The sequence below is a fragment of the Oleiharenicola lentus genome (assembly GCF_051660365.1).
In the GTDB taxonomy this organism is placed as follows: domain Bacteria; phylum Verrucomicrobiota; class Verrucomicrobiia; order Opitutales; family Opitutaceae; genus Lacunisphaera; species Lacunisphaera lenta_A.
Window position 1 is genome coordinate 3,392,258 of the sequence record NZ_JBOZXB010000001.1, and the last position, 17,254, is coordinate 3,409,511.

At 62.5% G+C, this 17,254-nt stretch carries 1 protein-coding gene; it reads right to left on the minus strand.

The features are described from left to right. Nucleotides 1-402: 402 nt before the first annotated feature. Nucleotides 403-17,049 (minus strand): autotransporter-associated beta strand repeat-containing protein, encoded by a 16,647-nt coding sequence (locus tag ACRRQW_RS13260; protein WP_438481951.1) that lies wholly within the window; start codon nucleotides 17,047-17,049, stop codon nucleotides 403-405. Between the last annotated feature and the right edge of the window lie 205 nt (nucleotides 17,050-17,254).

The following is a 17,254-nucleotide window of genomic DNA, read 5'->3' on the forward strand; positions in this document are numbered from 1 at the left end:
TACGTAGTCCGGGCAACGCAGCCCTTGTGCTTGCTGATGAATGCCGGCGCGCCGTTAGGGCGCCAGCGCTGCCCGATTTTCAGACGAGATCGAGAAGCGTCATCGGCAGCTGCGTAACAACGCCTCGCGCTGCAGAGTGACCATTGTCATTTAAGAAATGGTCGGGACGGAGAGATTCGAACTCATCCTCCGACAATTGGAAGCCGTTCGGAAACAAAAGATTTTCGTGGGTCGGAATGCGTTCGTTGCACAACTGACCGCACACGCTGAAAAACCGCACTTTTGAGAGGTGCCTTCGCATCTTCGGCGGGAGAACGAATAATAGCGGAGTAATTCAGCGGACTTTATTTCCCAAGGTCTCAACCAATCTCTCCGGCGCTGTTTGCTGAGTGACGCATCAGACTACAAACGGCGTTTGGAATAAACGGTGAGGCCGAGAACCAAAACGCCGAAGATCATCGCATAGGTTGAAGGCTCGGGGATCGCGGCGGCGGCGAAGTTGAGATTCAGGTTGTTGCCGACCTGCGAGAGATTCCAGGAGCCGCCGTTGAGGGTGTTGGTGAAACCGCTCGCGTTGATCGTGAAGGCGTTGGCGTCGAAGCCGATGATGCTCGTCGCGCTGGCGATGGTATAGCTGGAGTTGAGGGCCGAGTTGAAGTTGATCGCGTTGCCCGCGGCGTCGCCGGCGAAGATCGAGAACAGGTTGAGATTGAAGCGGCTGGCGCTGGTGGCGTTGATGGTGAGCGAGCCGGAGATGTTCACGAGGTCGTAGCCGACGCCCGCCGCGCCGGTGGCGTTTTGAATCTGCCAGTTGTAATTCGCGCCGCCGTTCCAGATTTCGCTGCCCGTGGTGAGCGTGCCGGGCGAGTTGCCGGGGGCGAGCGTCGCGCCGCTGTGGAGCGTGAGCGCGCCGATCGAGCCGCGGCCGCCGATCGTCGCACCGGAGTTGACGGTGAAGGCGCTCGCGAGTGCGGAGCCATTCACGGTGATCGAGCCGCCGTTGATCGTGGTGGCGCCGCGGTAGGTATTCACGCCGTTGAGCGTCAGGTTGCCGGTGCCGGTTTTGGTGAGACTCAAAGCCTGGTTGCCGGGGCCGCCTGCACCGGTGCCCTGATTCGCCACGGTGCCGTTGACGATCAAGCTGCCCGAGCCCGCGAGGGTGAGCAAGGTGCCGGAGGCGCCGGGGAGGCTGGTCCCGATATTGCCGACCGTGGTGACGCCGGTGTTGGTAATAGTGAGTGTGCGGCCGGCGGCGGGGTTGCCGCTTAATATGATGGGCGCGGTGAAGGTCAGGTTGCCCGTGCCGCCCAGCGTGGCGTCGCCGGAGAGACTGACATTGTTTGCAATCGTGCGCGCAGCGCCGTCGCTGCGCAACGTGGTGGCGGCGCCGAGCGACAACGTGCTGGTGCCGAGCGCGCCATCGGCTGCGAGGACGAGGGTGCCGCCCGAAAGCGTGGTGACGCCGCTGTAGGTGTTTGCGCTGCTCAGCACCAAGGTGCCCGGGCCGGTCTTCGTGATGCCCGTATTGCTGGCACTCGAGCCGACAATAGTGCCGGCGACATTCACAGTTCCGCCGGTCGTGCTGAACGTGAGCCGCTCGTTCAAGAGGAGGCTTGTGAAGTCGATGTTGCCGAAGGTCGTTGTGCCGGTGTTGGTGACGGCCAGCGTTTTGCTGCCGCTGGTGCTGATGAGGCTGCCGGTAAACGTGAGATTCGCCGCGCCGCCGATCGTGGAACTGGCGGAGAGGTTGAGGCCGTTGGCGACCGTGCGGGCGGCGGTGCTTTCCAGAGTGCCGCCATTGAGGGTGAGGCGGTTGGTGCCGAGCGCGCCATCGGCGGCGAGGACGAGCGTGCCGGCGGTGAGCATGGTCACGCCGGTGTAATTGTTCGCGGTCGCGAGCGTGAGCGTGCCGGCGCCGGATTTATTCAGGCCGCCGAATTCGCCCAGCGCCGCCAGCGGCGTCGAAACGATGGTGTTGCCGCTGGTGGCGTCGAAGACGTGCGACTGGAATATTTTTAAGACGAGGGTGTTGCCGTTGACCGCGAGGCCAAAGTTGCCGGTGTAGCTGGTGAAGAGCTTCGAGACGTCGATGATGAATTGATCCGCGCTGAAGCCGCTGAAGCCTTCCGTGGCGGTCGCGACGACCCATTCGATCGGTTGGGCGGCGTCGAAATTAGTCAACGCGGCGAGCGTGGGATTGTTCGCCCTGAACGTGATCGGATTAGCCGCGCTGCCGCTGAAGGTGATCTTGCCGTCCGCCTGGCCGGCCATCGCGGTGACGGCGAGGAGATCGCGGTTCACGCCGTCGGTGCCCTGGGCGTGGTTGATGTCCCAGAGGAAATTCGTGCCGCCGCCGAACACGACGCCGCCGGCGACGTGCAACGTGCCGATGGTGCCGGCGCCGCCGAGCGTAAAGCTGCCGCCAGTGAGCGCGAGGCCGCCGGTGATGGCGGCTGCGCCCGACGTGGTGAAGGCCGTGTTCGTGAGAGTAACCGCAGGGTTGTTCAGCGCGCTGCCGCTCGTGCTGGTGAAGGCCGCGCCGTTCAACAGTTGCACCGTGCCACCGGTGCTGGTGAAGCGGGCGTTGGTGGAGTTCGCGCCCGTGAGTTGATAGCCGCTCCAGGCGAAATGGCCGGAGTTGTTGATCGTGTTAAAACCGTCCCAGCGACTGACGGTGGCTCCGTTCGCGCCGCCGATGCTGACGACGCCGGTGTTGGTGAACGTGGCGGCGGCGCCTCCGGTGACAGTTGCGCCCTGGTTGAGGGAGATCTGTCCGCTGTTCGACGTGAGGTGGCTCAACGTGGAGGTGGTCGTAGTTCCGTCGGTGAGCGTGGCCGTGAGACCCACGAGATTAATTGATCCTGCGTTGCCCGTGATGGCGGCGCCGTCGGAGAGACGCATCGTGCCTTGGATCTGCAACTGGGCGTCGAGCCTCGTCGCATCGGTTGAGGCGGTGAGTCCGCGCGTCGTGGTGGTGAGGCTGCCGGCGGCACCGCTGGCGTTCACCGTGACGTAGTCGGTGTTGAGCGCGTCGGTGACGATAACGTCGCCGACGTTTACCTCCAGGCCGAGCGTGTTGATGGTGCCGTAAGTTTGGGTGCCGCCGCTGGAGCCGCCGCTGAGACCGTTGGCGGCATTGTGGGTCACGAGGCCCGAGGTGGTGAGCGTGCCGGTGAACGTGCCGGTATTGACGAGGTTCACGGTCAGGCCGCGCGCGCCGAGAGTGAGCGTGCCGTTGCCGCCAAGGTTGCGCAGCGTGAGGGCGGCGTTGCCGGCATCGGTGAGGACGAGTTGGCCGGAATTTTCGATAACGAGGCCGCGGTTTTCGAGGAGGCCGAGGTTGGTCGTGAGCGTGCCTTCGCGGACGCCGATGCGCGCGCCGTCGTTGGCATTGCTCCAGCCGGTGACGGCACTTTGGTTGGATTCATTCCTGCCCGAGAGGAAGAGATTGCCGGTGCCCACTTTGAGCAACGAGAGCTGTCCACTGATCGAGCCGTTGAACGTGAGATCGTAGTCGCCACCGATCAGCGCGGTGTCGCGGAAAGCGCTGTCCATCGAAGTCAGGACGAGATCGGTTTTAAACGTCACCGGGCCGCCGGCGCTGTTGTAGAGACCGGAGTTGTTACCCTTCAGTTCGAGCGTGGACAAGGTGAGTTCCGTGCCCGGCGTGCCCATCAAGTGCAGGCCGCCGCCGCTTTCCACTTTCAGCGTGGAGAGGTTTGTCATCGCGGAAACCGGGGCATGCAGCGCGCCGCTTTGCACGGTGATGTTTTGGAGACTCGCGGCCGTGGCGGTGCCGAGCGCGACTTCACCGTTGGTGTAGAGTGCGAGCGGCGTAGTCGGTGAAACCGAGGAAACGATGCTGCCGGTAAACGTCAGGCGCGCGCCGGTGCCGGAGAGGCCGAAGCCGTTGGTGGCAGTGATCTGCGACGAGAGCGTGACCGCGGTGGCGGCGCTGTTGGCGACCGTGCCATCGACGTTGCCGACGATCTGGCCCTGCGTGAAATTCAGGTTCTGCGCCCAGTCGAGGCCGCGGATATCGAGCGTCGTGCGGTTGCGGAAAATCGTTTTTGAAACGTCAATGGAATCAGCGCGGCCGATCGCGATCGTGCTGTCGTTGCCGACGATGAGCGTGCCGGTCGTGAGGACGCGTCCGCCGAAAAGCGTGGTGCCGTGACTGTCGAGCGTGAGATTGCCCGTGCCGGTGATGTCGCTGTTAAGAGCGACAAATCCGGTGGTGTCGAGAAGGACGTCGCCGGCGAGTTTGACGCCCTGGTTCGCAGCGAGCGTGAATCCGTTGAGGAGATTGAGCGTGCTGCCGCTGAGCGTGAGGTAATCCGCGCGCGCGTTCGCCGGCGCGGAACCGGCCGAGCCCGCGCCGAGCGTGAGCGTGCCGGTGTTGAAGACGATGCCACCCGTGAAAGTGTTGGCGCCCGTGAGCGTGAGGTGGCCGAAACCGTTTTTAACCAGTCCGCCCGTGCCGCTGATCGCGCCGCCGAAAGTGCCCTGGTCGAGCGTGAGCGTGTTGGCGCCGAGGCCAATGGTTCCGCCGAGCACGCCGCCACCGGAGAGAGAACTGAGCGTCGCGTTTTTTCCGGAAAGCACGAACGACGCGCCGGAATAATTGCCCAGGGTCAGCGCGCCGCCGAGGGAGCCGTTGGTGCCGAGGAGAAGCTGGCCGCGCGTGATTTCGGTGGCGCCCGCGTAAGCGCTGTCGAGCGTGAAGCTGCCGAGGCCGGTGTAACGGAGCGCGCTGGCGAAGCCGGCGTAAGACGCGGCGAGCGTGCCGGAGAACGTCGTGTTACCGGCGTTCGTAAACTCGAGCAGGCCGCCGTATTCGAAGGTGACATTCGAACGCAGGTCGCTGGCGCTCGAAATCGAACTGCCGCGCGTGGCGATCGCCCCGGTGAACGTGCCCGCGTTGGCGAGTTGAAGGGCGCCGTTGCCGTAAGAACGCAGATCGCCGCTGCCGGTGAGGGCGCCGGCGAGGGCTTGAGTTTCGTTGACGTTCACGGTGAGCGAGCCGCTTCCGATGGAGAGCGCGCCGTTGTAGGCATTGCCGGACGCGGTGAGTTCAACGTTTCCGAGGGTCTGAAGCGTGCCGTCGTTCGTGATTTGATTCGCGTAGGAACCGGTGTGGAGGAGCGCGGTGCCGGTGGCAGCGATTTTGATCTGGGCTGATCCGCCGCCGGATTTCGCGACGCCGTTGTAGAATTCCAAGGTGCCGGCGTTGGCTTCGAGGCGGTCGGCGAAGACGCTCGAATAGATCGTGGTGCGCCCGGTGCCGTTTTGTGTGATGACGCCGTTGCCGCCAAGGTTGGCTCCGTTGCCGAACGTGACATCGTCGCTGCGATTGATCGCCACGGTGCCGGAATTGGCGATGGAGACATTGCCGAGCCAGCCGGAGGTGCCGCCCGTGCCGAAAGTCAGCGTGCCGTCATTGGTGACACTGGAGTTGAGCAAACCACCGCTGCTGTCGCCCGTGAGCGTGAGCGAGCTGTGATTGACCAGCGTGCGCGCGCTGAGGCGATCGAGGCTATTGTTTAAGTTGCCGTTCACCGTGAGCGTGCCGGCGGTGACGATTTCACCGAGGAAATTGATGCCGCCGTTCAGCGTGAGGTGTTCGCCGGATAAAAGTTCGAACCGGCCCGTGGCCGCGCCGGTGATCGAATTCGCGAGTGTGACGACGTAGCCGGAACTGGGGACGACGGGATTTACGAGCACGCCGGTGCGGTTGTAGTTGAGCGTGCCGTCGACGACGAGCGCGCCGCCGATCGAGCCGGTGGTGCCGTTGCCGATCCACAGCGTGCGCGTGGCGTCCACCGTGGTCGTGCCGGTGAAATTCGGGTGGTCACTCAGGATGCTCAAGGTGCCAGCGCCGCTCTGGCGAATGGCGCCGTTGCCGCTGACGGCGCCGAGCGTCGCGGTGGCACCGCTGCCGAGATTATAGACGAGCGTGCCGTTGTTGAAAAAGTGGTTGGCGGAAACCGAACCCGTGGCACCGCCGTCGCCGATCTGGAGCGTGCCGAGCGTGAGGGTGACGTCGCCGTTGAGCAACGTGTCGCCGGTGATGATGAGCGTGCCGGTGCCTTCGACGGACAAGTTGCCGGTGCCGGAAACGAATTTCGAGAACGTGCTCGTGCCCGAGCCTCCTGTCAGCAGCGTGACGCCGTCGCTGAGGGTGGCGGCGCTGGCGAGGTTGCCGACGCCGACCGTGCCCGCGCCGGAAAAGGCGAGGGTGCCCGAGCCGGTGATGTTGCCGAGCAGGTTGGTGCGGCTGCCGGCGGTCGTGATGACGGCGAACGTGCCATGGTTCGTGACCGCGCCGTTGATGGAGCCGGAGTCGGCGAGGGAAAGCGTGCCGTGGTTCGTAACCGGCCCGCTGAGGGAGCCGTTGCCGGCAATCGCGAGCGTGCGGTTTGCGGCGATGGTCGCGCCGCCCGTCGCGGTGTTGATGCCCGTGAGGGTAACTTTGCCGGCGCCGTTTTGCGCGAACGCGCCCGTGCCGTTGACGGCGCTCGCGAAGGTGGTGTCGTTGCCGAAACTATAGTCGAAGGAAATGAGGCCGTTGTTCACGACGCTGCCGCTGAGTGAGCTGCCGTTGTTGAGGCCGAGTTTCGAAGTCGCGTCGATGCGCGTGGTGCCGACGTTGATCGTGCCGAGCAGCGCGAGTTCGCTGTCCACGAGGCTGACCGTGCCGTGGCTGCCGCTGATCGTTTTGGTGAAGCCCATGTCCTGCACGATCTCGAGCGTCGCCCCGACGTGAATGTCGCTGGTGAAATTTCCGCCCGCGAGGCGAGTCGTGCCGCTGGTGGCGTCGAGGACACCCGCGCCGCTCGCGCCTGCGTTGAGGACGAGCGTGCCGCCGCCGTATTTAATGAAGGACGTGTCGGCGGCTACCGTGAGCTGACCGTTGAGCGAAGTCGTCTCGTTATTCGCCACGATCGTTGCGAGGTAGCCGGAGTTGACGGTGAGGCGATTGCTTTGGGTCGTGCCGTTCAGGTAGGCGGTGCCGCCGCCGTTTTGAACGACGAGGCCGGAGCCCGTGGTCGTGAACGTATTCACGTAGTCGCCGGCCCGTTCGAGGGAAATCGTGCCACTGTTGGCGACGGCGCCGGTGAGCGAACCGGTGCTGATCGTGAGCGCGCCATTATTGGCGACGTTGGTTTGGGCGATCGTGTTGGTGTTCGCGAGCACCACAGTGCCGGCGTTGACGTTCAGCGTGCCAAAATTATTCGCGCCGAAGAGCGTCGTGGTGCTGCCGCCGCTTTGCGTGACCGTGCCGCTGCCGGTGATGGCGTTGTCGAGTGCGAGTGTGCCGGTGCGGTTGAAGACGAGCTGCGCTTGGTTGATGATGTCGCCGACCGGTGTGCCGGGAATGCCGTTGGCCAAATCTTGCGGGATGGCGCGGGCGAGCGAGCCGGTCGTGCCGCCGTCGCCGATTTGCAAGGTGCCGGTGGTGATCCGAGTCTGGCCGGTGTAAGTCATCGCGGTGTTGAGGATGAGCTTGCCGGTGCCGTCCTGGCTAAGGCCGCCGGGGCCGGTGAAGCTGCCACCGAAAGGAATGACGCCCGAAGGAATTCCAAATTCGCCGCCCATGAGGTAAATGTCGTCGGAACGATTGACGGAAAGGAAACCGTTATTGAGGACATAGATGGCGCTGTTGAGATTGCCCGTGGTGCCGCTGTGGCCGAGCTGCAGCGTGGCGCCGAAGCCCACCGTGGTGTTCAGGAAATAATTATTGCCGGTCACCGACACAGGAGCGGTGCCAGTGACCGAGAGACTGCCGTTCACGCCCTGGTTGCTGCCACCGAGGACAATGGCTTCGGTATTCACCGTGCGCAGCGTGCCATTGCCATTGATCGCGACACCGACGTTGGTCGCGCCGATGTTGCCGAGCTGCAGCATGCCGCCGCCGGAGACATCGCCATAGACGGACAACGAACCGGAGCCGGACAGCGGACCGTTCACGCTGAAGGCTTTTCCGGGACTGGAGGACGTGGCGATGATGCTCGCCCCGCTGATGGCGAGCGCGCCGGTGCGGCCGTAATCCATGCCCAAAAATCCGGTGTTGAGTGTGGTGGTGCCGGTGGCGACGTAGGTGGAACTCAGCGTCAGGCTGGCGCCGCTGTTCACCGTGACATTGCCCGGAATAACCGGGACCTGCTGGAGCGTTTCGGTGCCGAGCCGCAGCGCGGTGCCGGTGGTTATCGCGTTAACGGTGAGTGATCCGCTGCCGTCGATTTGGCCGAGAGCAGAGCTCCCCCGGATGATCAAGTGGCCGTCATCTTTAAGAAAGCCGGTATTGGTGCCCGCGAAACTGAGCATGGACCCGGAAGCGATGCGGAGCGATCCCGCGAGTTCACTCTGGCCCGTGGACGTGGTGACGCCGGCACCGGTGACTTCGATGATGCCGGAGACATCGGTGAAGAGCGCGCCGACGGAGCTATGGGAATTGGCGTTATCGAGAAAAATGCGCCCGGTGCTCGCTCTCAGCCCGGCCGCCGAGGTGCTGGTGTCGAGGCCGAGGTGAAGTTCACCGGTCGCCGTGAGTGTGCCGGTGCCGCCGATCGGCGTGTTGATCGAAAAATTTGAGCTGGTGATCGTGCCGCCTTGGGAGCCAATCGTGAGTCCGCGGGTGGACGCGAGAGACGTGATCAAATCGGTGGAAAGAGCGCCGCCATCCAGAATGAGATTGTCCGCGTCGAACGTCACCGGCACCGCTCCAAGTGCGCTATCCGCGATGAGGCGGAGGGTGCCGCCTGTGACCGTGGTGCCGCCGGCGTAAGTGTTCTCCGCCGTCAAGATAAGACGCCCGGGTCCCCTCACCGTCACTCCACCGCTGCCGCTGATGATTCCGGTCGCGGAAAGATCGCCACTGTGCGCAAAGGCCAGCGTGCCGTTATTTGCGACTGCCGGAGTAAAGGAAAGAGCGGACAGCGCGCCACCCGTGCCCACTTGCATGGTCTGGCCGGCGCCGATGCCGAGGTTCGCAATCGTTGGCAGGGAAGAAAAGTTTAACTGCCCAGTGCCGGAAGTGAGAAAGGAGCCCGTGCCTGAAATGGCGCCGACGGTGATGGGGTTATTGGCCGTCGTGGCCAGCGTGAGACCGCCATTGACGATCATCGAGCCGAAGGTGCCCTGCTGAATGGTGAGCGAGCTGTCGGCGTCGATGGTGGTGGTGCCAAGGAAATTGTTGCCGGCGCTGCTGGTGATTCCTTGCACGCCGCCGCGCAGGAAGAGATCGCCCGAGGAACCGGTGATTTCCCGGCCCAGGATGACCGGGCCGACGCGGTTGAAGATGATGTAGCCGCCATCGAGATGAAGGGCTGCGTTGTAGAACGACCCGCTTGCGCCGCCGGCCCCAATGGTCAGCGCGCCACCGTCGCGGGCCTCCACCGTGCCGGCAAAGCCGTTGGCGCCGCTGACAATCGCGCTGCTGTTGCCGGACACCACGAGTCGGGCGGTCTCCGCGCCGTTGATGACGCCGGAAATGTTGCTGCCGCTGAGGAGTTGAAGCGCTCCAAGGATGTTGACCTGGCCGTTGTTGACCAGACGGGCGCTCAGCGCGTCGGTGGTCCCGTCGGTGTTGCCGATATTCAACAAGCCCGTGCCGGTGATGGCGCCTAGAATACTGCCGGTGCCAGTGATGGTCGCGCCGTGGCTGTAGTAAACGTTGCGCCACTCCGCGAGTTCCGCGAAGGAAGCGACGTTGAGAGTGGCGCCAGACTCGATGCGAAGCTGGTCGGCCGGGACGCCGTTCAAGCCAGGTGATCTTCCCAGCACCGAGTCGGTTTGGATGGAGAGCGTGGCGCCGCTCTCGATGATCGTGCGACCGGCGTAGGTGCTGCCGGTGCCGCCCAAGGTGCTCACGCCGCCGAAAATATGCAGATCACCCGCGCCGTGAATATTTGCGTTGGTGGTGCCGTTGATCCGGATCGAACCGCCGGCTTGGTTGACGAAATCGAAGGTATCGAGAGTGCCGCCGTTGTTGATGACAAATGTGCCGGTGTTCACCATGCGGCGGCCGTGCACAGTCGCGGTCGTGTCGATCGTGAAGCTGCCGACATTGGTGAAATCGTGATAGAGATCGCCGACCGTCACCTCGGCGTGGTCGCCGATCGTGATGCTGCCGTAGTTGGCCGTCAGCGAAGTCAGGTTGTCGAAACGGGCAGTTGCACCGTGCACATTGAGCGCCACGCCGGCGGGAAGAATCGAGGTGAGTCCCCCGGTATTAAACGACAATCGCCCGGCGATATCGACCGTGCCGAGCAGCGTGGGCGTCTGGGAAAAATACAGCGAGGCGCCGGCCGCGATTTCCACGCGGCCATTGCTCGTGAAGGGCGAGGTGATGTTGAAAGCGCCGGAAGTCACGGCCAGCGCACCGGTAGGCGCGACGGTGATGCCGGAGGTGTTGGCGCCGAGGTTGATCTGACCGGATCCACTAATCCGGGTATCGATTGTGAACGTGCCGACCGTGGAACGATCGAGAGTCAGGAGGCCGCCGGAGAAATTGATCGTGCCGGAGCCGGAGAGTGAATTGGAGGTGAGGGTGAGATGGCTGCCGACATTCAGGACGCCGTGGTTCGTGGTGAGCGGAATGGCCACATCGGTCCCTTGACCGGAAAGCGTGTCGACGCCGAAGACGCCACTGGCAGTGATCGTGGTCAGCGTGAGGGCATTGGCTCCATTGGGCAGCGTGACGCGGGCCGCCGGCCCGAGGAGGGTGAGGCTCGCACCGAGATGCGTGAGCGGATTGTCGAGCCGGAGGTTGCCGGCAATCTGATAAATCCCGCCGTCGCTGGCGGCGGTGCTGGTGCCGGTGATGCCTGTGATATTCGGCGAGCGCAGGTGCAACATGCCGGTGTTGGCTACGCTGATGAGGTAAAGGTCATTGGCGGCGCTGCGACCTGTGAAGGTATTGAGCGCGGCGGTGATCGCGACGGTGGTATTGTAGCCGACCGAGAGCGGCGCGCGGTTGTCGAACGCGGAGAGATTGAGCGTGTAAACAGTGGCCGGACCGTTGCCGAAAGTGAGCGGCGTCGTATTCACGAAGGTGCCCGCAGTGATGACGCCGTTGCCGCGCAGTTCGAGCAGGCCGTGGTTGGTCAAGGTGTCGGTGGCATTGATCGACAGACTCGCGCCGGTGGGAACCGTGAGGGTGCCAAGGTTAGTTACGTTCGTGCCCGAAATCGACAGGCTCGAATTTCCGAAAAACGGCGTGGCCGCGTTGACGAGCGAGATCGTCGAGTTGTTGACGAAGGTCGGCGCGCCGAGGATCAGGCTCGAGTTGTTTTGCGCGGTGATGGCGCCGTTGTTCGTAAACAGCGACGTGGACTGAACCCGGAACGTGCCCCCGTTATCCGCCAGCAGGGTGGCGCCGAGTTCATTCGTGAACTTGTTGATCCCGTCGCTCGCCCCGAGGGTGAAATTCGCGCCGTTCGACGTGATCTTGCCGAAGTTCGCAAAGGCGCCGGCCGAGGTGGGCAGCGTGTAATCGCGATCGGTGCCGACGGGCAGGATCACGAGTTCGCCGTCGGCGCGGTTCGTGGAAAAATTCGCGAGCGCGTTGACGTCGGCTTCGTTGACAATCCTGGCGTTGGTGCCGCCGAGCGTGAGCTTGGTGGCGTTCACCACGATATCCGCGCCGGTGAACTTGAGCGTGCCGTTCAAAATGGACCACGCGCCTTCGTCGAGGGTGTTCTTGGTGACCACCGTCACGCCGTCGGCGAAGGTGTTGGGAACTTCGTGCTCCTCGGAATCGGTGTGGAAGCCGGGCCGGTAGAAATTATTCAAGCCGCCGTTACCCAGCAGCGTGAAAGCGGAGTTGTTGCCCACGGTAACCGAGCCGTAGTTGAGAAACTGGCCGGTGATGTCGGTATCAGTCTGGTAATTGAAGCCGCCGCTGACGGTGAGGCTGCCGGTGGCAAGGTTGTTGCGGATCGAAATCGCGTGGTTGTTCGCGTCCTTGATGATCGCATTCGGGCCGTCGAAGAGGAACGAAACCGAGTTGTCGAACGAGGCGACGAAGGGAAGTTGCAGGGTGCCCGCGATGCGGTAGTCGCCTTCGAAAATGAAATTGTTGTTGGGGTTGCCGTCATCGATCCAGTTGCCATTCGCGTCGTAACCATCGCCGAAGGAACGGAAATCGCCGTTCACGATGAACGTCGCGCCGGCGTCGACATCGAGGCGGCCGATGTTGCGGAATCCGCCCGTGCCGACGCCCGTGTCGATCGACAAGGTCCGGCCGTTGCCCATCGCATGAATGAGCCCGCCCACGCCGTTGATGATCGTCAGGGTGGCGTTGGGTCCGCCGATGCTGCCGGCACCTTGGATGGTGTGGCCGAGATTGGTGAGCGTGGTGTTGGGCCGATGCGCAGCGGCGAGAATCGTGCCCGCGCCGGAGTTGGCCCAGAGACTTGTCGTCTGATCGAAATTCTCGCCGGTGATTTCGAAATTCGCAGTGTTGTAACCGCCGAGCTGGATCGCGCCGCCCCCGGTGAAGGTGGTATTTTCGTTCAGGATCAGCGACGCCGTGGAATTTTGCAGGGTGGCCGGATTCTCGGGAGCCAGGTGGACGTAACCTTTGTTCGTGAAGGTGCTCATGCCCGTGGGCAGCGTGAGGGCGAATCCGTCGAAGATCGTGACGTTGCCGCTCTCGCGATTCTCGATGCGACCGATGGAGGAATTGCCCGTCACGTTAAGGTAGCCGTCGTTAATCAACATGCCGCCGGCGAGCGTGCCGCCGTTCATATTGATCATGCCGCTGTTCACCAGGGGATCGATCGTGGTCAGGGTCGCGCCGGCGGAGATGGTCATGCTGCCGGTTTTTCCGAACGTAATGTTGCCCAGGATCGTATTCTGGCCGCTCAAGGTGACGATGCCGTAATTCGCGAGCGCGCCGGTGACGTTCGAGCCATCCGGCTTGAGGGCATTCAAATTCAGCGTGGAGGAATTGAGCCTGAGCCCGCCGAGTGAGCCGACGAAGACGTTGCCGCCGTTGACCGTGACATTCGTCAGCACTCCGCTTGCTTGAATATCGATCAAGCCCTGGGCCAATTGACCATTCACCGTTTCGTGGTTGGTGATCGTAGCGTTGCTGATGCTGAGCGTGGAAGGGTTGGTTCCCTGCAAATTGTTGAGATCGATGCCGAGGGCGGCGCCGATCACCCCGGAGTTGGTGAAAAAACCATCGGTGGCGTCGAGGGTGAGCGTCTCACCCGAAGCGTAGATCGCTCCTCGATTCAAGATGTTCGCGCCGCGAACGACGCCGGAGCCGCGAATCAGGGTGTTGGTATTGGTCCAGGTGCCGCCGACGTTGAAGGGCTCGATGATGCCCGTGCCCGACGTGTAGAAGCGGGCGTTGACGCCGGTGCCGGCGGTCATGACGTGGCCGAGTTGAACTTCGCCATTCGTGTTCGTGAAAGCGAAGTTCGTCGGAGCGCGGAAGGTGGTCGTGCCCGTGCCGTTGCCGAGAATCAAATTTCCCTCGAGGTTGAAATGGCTGCCGTCCGCCAGCGTCAGCGTGGGACCGGTGACGTGGAAGGAAGCGCCATCATTGATGTTCAGCGTGCCGCCCGCGAGCAGGTTGAACGAAACGTCGGTGCGCAGGGAAGTGTGGCCCTCGAGCGTGACCGTGCCGGCGATGGAACCGAGCTGCGTGAGGCCGTCCACGAATCCTGACCCGGTTAACCGTTGGAAATATTTTCCGGCGGAGTTGGTGTCGTAGTCCGCCGAGACGACGCTGGGCGCGGCGACGCTGGGTTTGAAAGTGAGGATCGTGGGGGCCGTGATCCCCGTGATGATTTTTCCAGTGTAGCGCAGATCGCCGCCGACGTTCCAGGTGCCGCCGACGGAAAAAGGGACGCCGTTGTTTACGCCAGCGAAGACACTGCCGAACTCGCCGGTGTCGAGATTCACCGGGAGGCTGCTGTCGGTGTCGGGCCGGAGTCCGCCGCCGGTCGAATCGAAGATGCCGTAGGTGCCGATATTCACCGTGCCGAGCATGAAGAGGCTCACGCCATTGAATTTGAAAGTGCTGCGGGTGTTTCCGCTCGCATCATACTGGCCCGCCACGGTCAGCACGCCGGGGAAAGCATTCGTGAGCAGCTGACCGCTTTGCACGGTCGCCCCGGCTAGGATATTGAAGTTGCCGTCGTTGTAGCTGAACGCGCTGAGAGAATTCAGCGCGCCAATGCCGAAGGACGCGAAGGGCGTGCGCATGGTCAGCGTTGTGCCCCTGTGCACCCCGGTGATGGAAAACAAAGACCCGCTGGTGTCGACGGTTCCGCCGATGATCCACTCGCCGCCGTTGTGAAGGCTCCCCAAATCCAACTCCTCGATGGAAGTGAGCTTCAACACGCCGCCGTCCCCCAAAGTGAATCGTCCGACGTTGGAAAATCCGGTCGTCTCCAGACGCCCGGCGGACACGGCCACGATGCCCGTGGCGGTGTTGGTAAAGTTGTTCGTGGTGAGGCGGCTGCCGGCACCAGAGATCATCAACATGCCGGAGTTCGTGAATAAATTCGCGGAGGAGGTCAGCTTCGCGCCGCTGAGCAACGAGAGCGTATTGGTGTTGCTGGCGAGCGTCTGGAGCCCGTCCGTCCAGTTGCCACTGGTCGAGCGCGAGAGGAAGCCGCCGGTCGGAGCGGTTCCCGCCATTACGATCACGGCATTGTTCTGGCGAATGAAGTCACCGGTGTAGCGAACCTGTCCGCCGCCCGCCGCATCCCCGAGGACGAGATTGATGTTGTTGAGGACGCCATCGTTCGCGAACTCGGAAGTTCCATTGTTGAGGTTGCCCCACGTGCCGGAGCTGATGTCGAGCAGGGTGCCGTGATCGAGAAACACCGTGCCGACGTTCTGGCCCGTGCCGGTGGCGGTGAGCCCTCGCGTGGTGACGACCGAGCCGGAGCGCAGGTCGAGCAGGCCGCCGAGCGACAACGGATTTGCCGTGGTCAGATTCGCTCCGTCGAGAATGAGCGTGCCGTCCAGCGTCTCCAGGGCGGTCAGTGGATTTGGCCCGAGTGCGTCGGTCGTTCCGTTGACAATATGGAGCAGGTTGGCGTTCGCGCCATTGCCGACGTCGTCATTGTCGATCAGCGCGAGGCGCGCGGTGGTGCCGATTTTTTTGATGTTGGGGCCTTGATAAAAAAATTGACCGGCAATTTGAAAATCGCCGTGGGCGATCGTGCCGTCGGCATCGATGAAACCGAGTTGCTTGTTTCCGTTTCCATCGAGGATCGGCACGCCGTTCACATTCACTTTGCCGAGCACCGTGAATTTGCTCTGGGAGGAAATCAGGACCTGGGCATTGGCATCCATGTAGAGCGCGTGCGTCTGCGAAGCGGAGTCGCCGTTGAGGATTAACTGGGCGCCCGCCGCGAGGGTGAGGTCCACGGTGTTTTTGAACACGCCACTATCCACCTCGAGCGCCGCGTTCACCGGAATGATCGACGTCTGGTAAGGCTGATTTCTGTTCACGAGCCGGACATATTCCGAGAGGCCGATCGCCAGATCCTCGCCGAGCGCGACGCCGTTGTTCACGATGGAGTCGGCGGTGCGGTAGCGCCGGCTGAATTGGGCGAGTTCACCGATATTGAAGGTGCTGGTATAAACGGAGAGGAAATACGGGTCGGGGTGAAATTCTTCGGAATAAACCGGGCCGATGCCGCCGCCGAAACCATACGCGCTGATGCCCAACGAGAGCGCCGTGACCCGGATCGAAGGCGCCAGACCCAGCTCGACGTTATTTTTCACGATCGGGCTGACGTAAACGGAAGGGAAGATCTGCAGCTTGGGATCATCGGGTTTGCTGACGATCGAGAAGCTCAGGTCGTTGCCGTTGTCGGGCAGCAGGATGTCGAGCGACATGGTCGTGTAGATCTGCCCGTTGACGTTGTAGGTGACAGGCATGTTGCTCGTGAGCACGATGCGGGTCTGCGGTTGGAGAGTGATCGTCTGCTTGAGGCCGATATCGATGCCCGCACTGATATCCAGGAGGGTCGCGTCGACCTGCAGCGGGGTGCCCGGAATTTTGACTTTCAACTCAAGCGGGTTGAACGGCATGCCGTTGGCCAGCATGGAAAGGCCGATGAGATTGGCGCGGATGCCGAGGACGAGATCCTGTTGCTCCACCGAGGTAAACGACGTGCCGGAAGCGCCATCGAGCTGGATGTTCTTGAACTGAATGCTGCCGAACTCGACCGCCGTCGGGAGCGCCTTGCTGACCTTGGGCAGATTTGTAAACGTGCCCGTATCGAGCGGGAAGGTGAAGCTCTGGTTCAGGTTTTTCTCGGCGATGCCGAAGAGACCGCCGAGCAAGTTGATTTTCCCGCTGTTGTTAACGTTGTAGCTGATGATCGGGAGGTCCTGGTTGAACGGATCCACCGACGCCAGCAGCGGGTTCATGGTCGTGACGAGCGTCGTGAATTGATAAAGATCGGTGAGCGTCACCGTGCCGCTCGCGGAGCCAACGCCGTAGGCGATTTCTCCCGTGACGTCGGCGTTGACGTGGAATTGGGCGCCGACGTTGAATTGCGCCTGCGGGAACTTTGTCGCGATGACATTTTCGACGGTGCTGAAATCGCGGTTCTGTTTGACGACGATCGATCCGCTCGGGTTTGTGCCCGTCAGATCCGGCATGGTGAACGAAATCGTGTTCGGCATATCGATGTCCAACGTGCCGCTCGTCGATTTGAACATGACATCAAACCCGACTTTGCCGGAGGTTCCTGCGCTGAACGCCAGACCATAACGTTCTCCAAACACGCCATAAGAAAATCCACCGACCGTCGCACTGCGCTCATTCCACTGCAGGCCGAGGAACTGATCGTAGTTGATGTTCATCGGCGCGCTCGTGCTGCCCATGCTGATGTTCTGCGCGGTGTAGCGCGTGTTGAAGAGAATGGTATTCTGCGCGAGCGCGGGCGCCGAAAAAAGACCGGCGGCTAACGTGAGCCAGGACAACCGGGCAACGGCCAGTGAGCGGATTCGGGGAGGCAGAAGGAATAACGAAGTGGTTTTCAAGTGCAGGGCAGGGAAGGCCATTCGAGGCAGTTGCGAGCAGGTGTGTGTGAAAGTGGGCGAATTCGGAGATGCGGGTTACGCGAGGACGGAGCTCGGAAAGCAGCCGTCACGCGAAGCGCGAGCCACCCGGTCGGTATTCGCTGAAATTAGCGAAGATTCTGGGGTGAAAACCTTGGCCAACGGGGCAAGCAGCAGAATCGCTCGCGCAATGTTTACCTGTGAATTG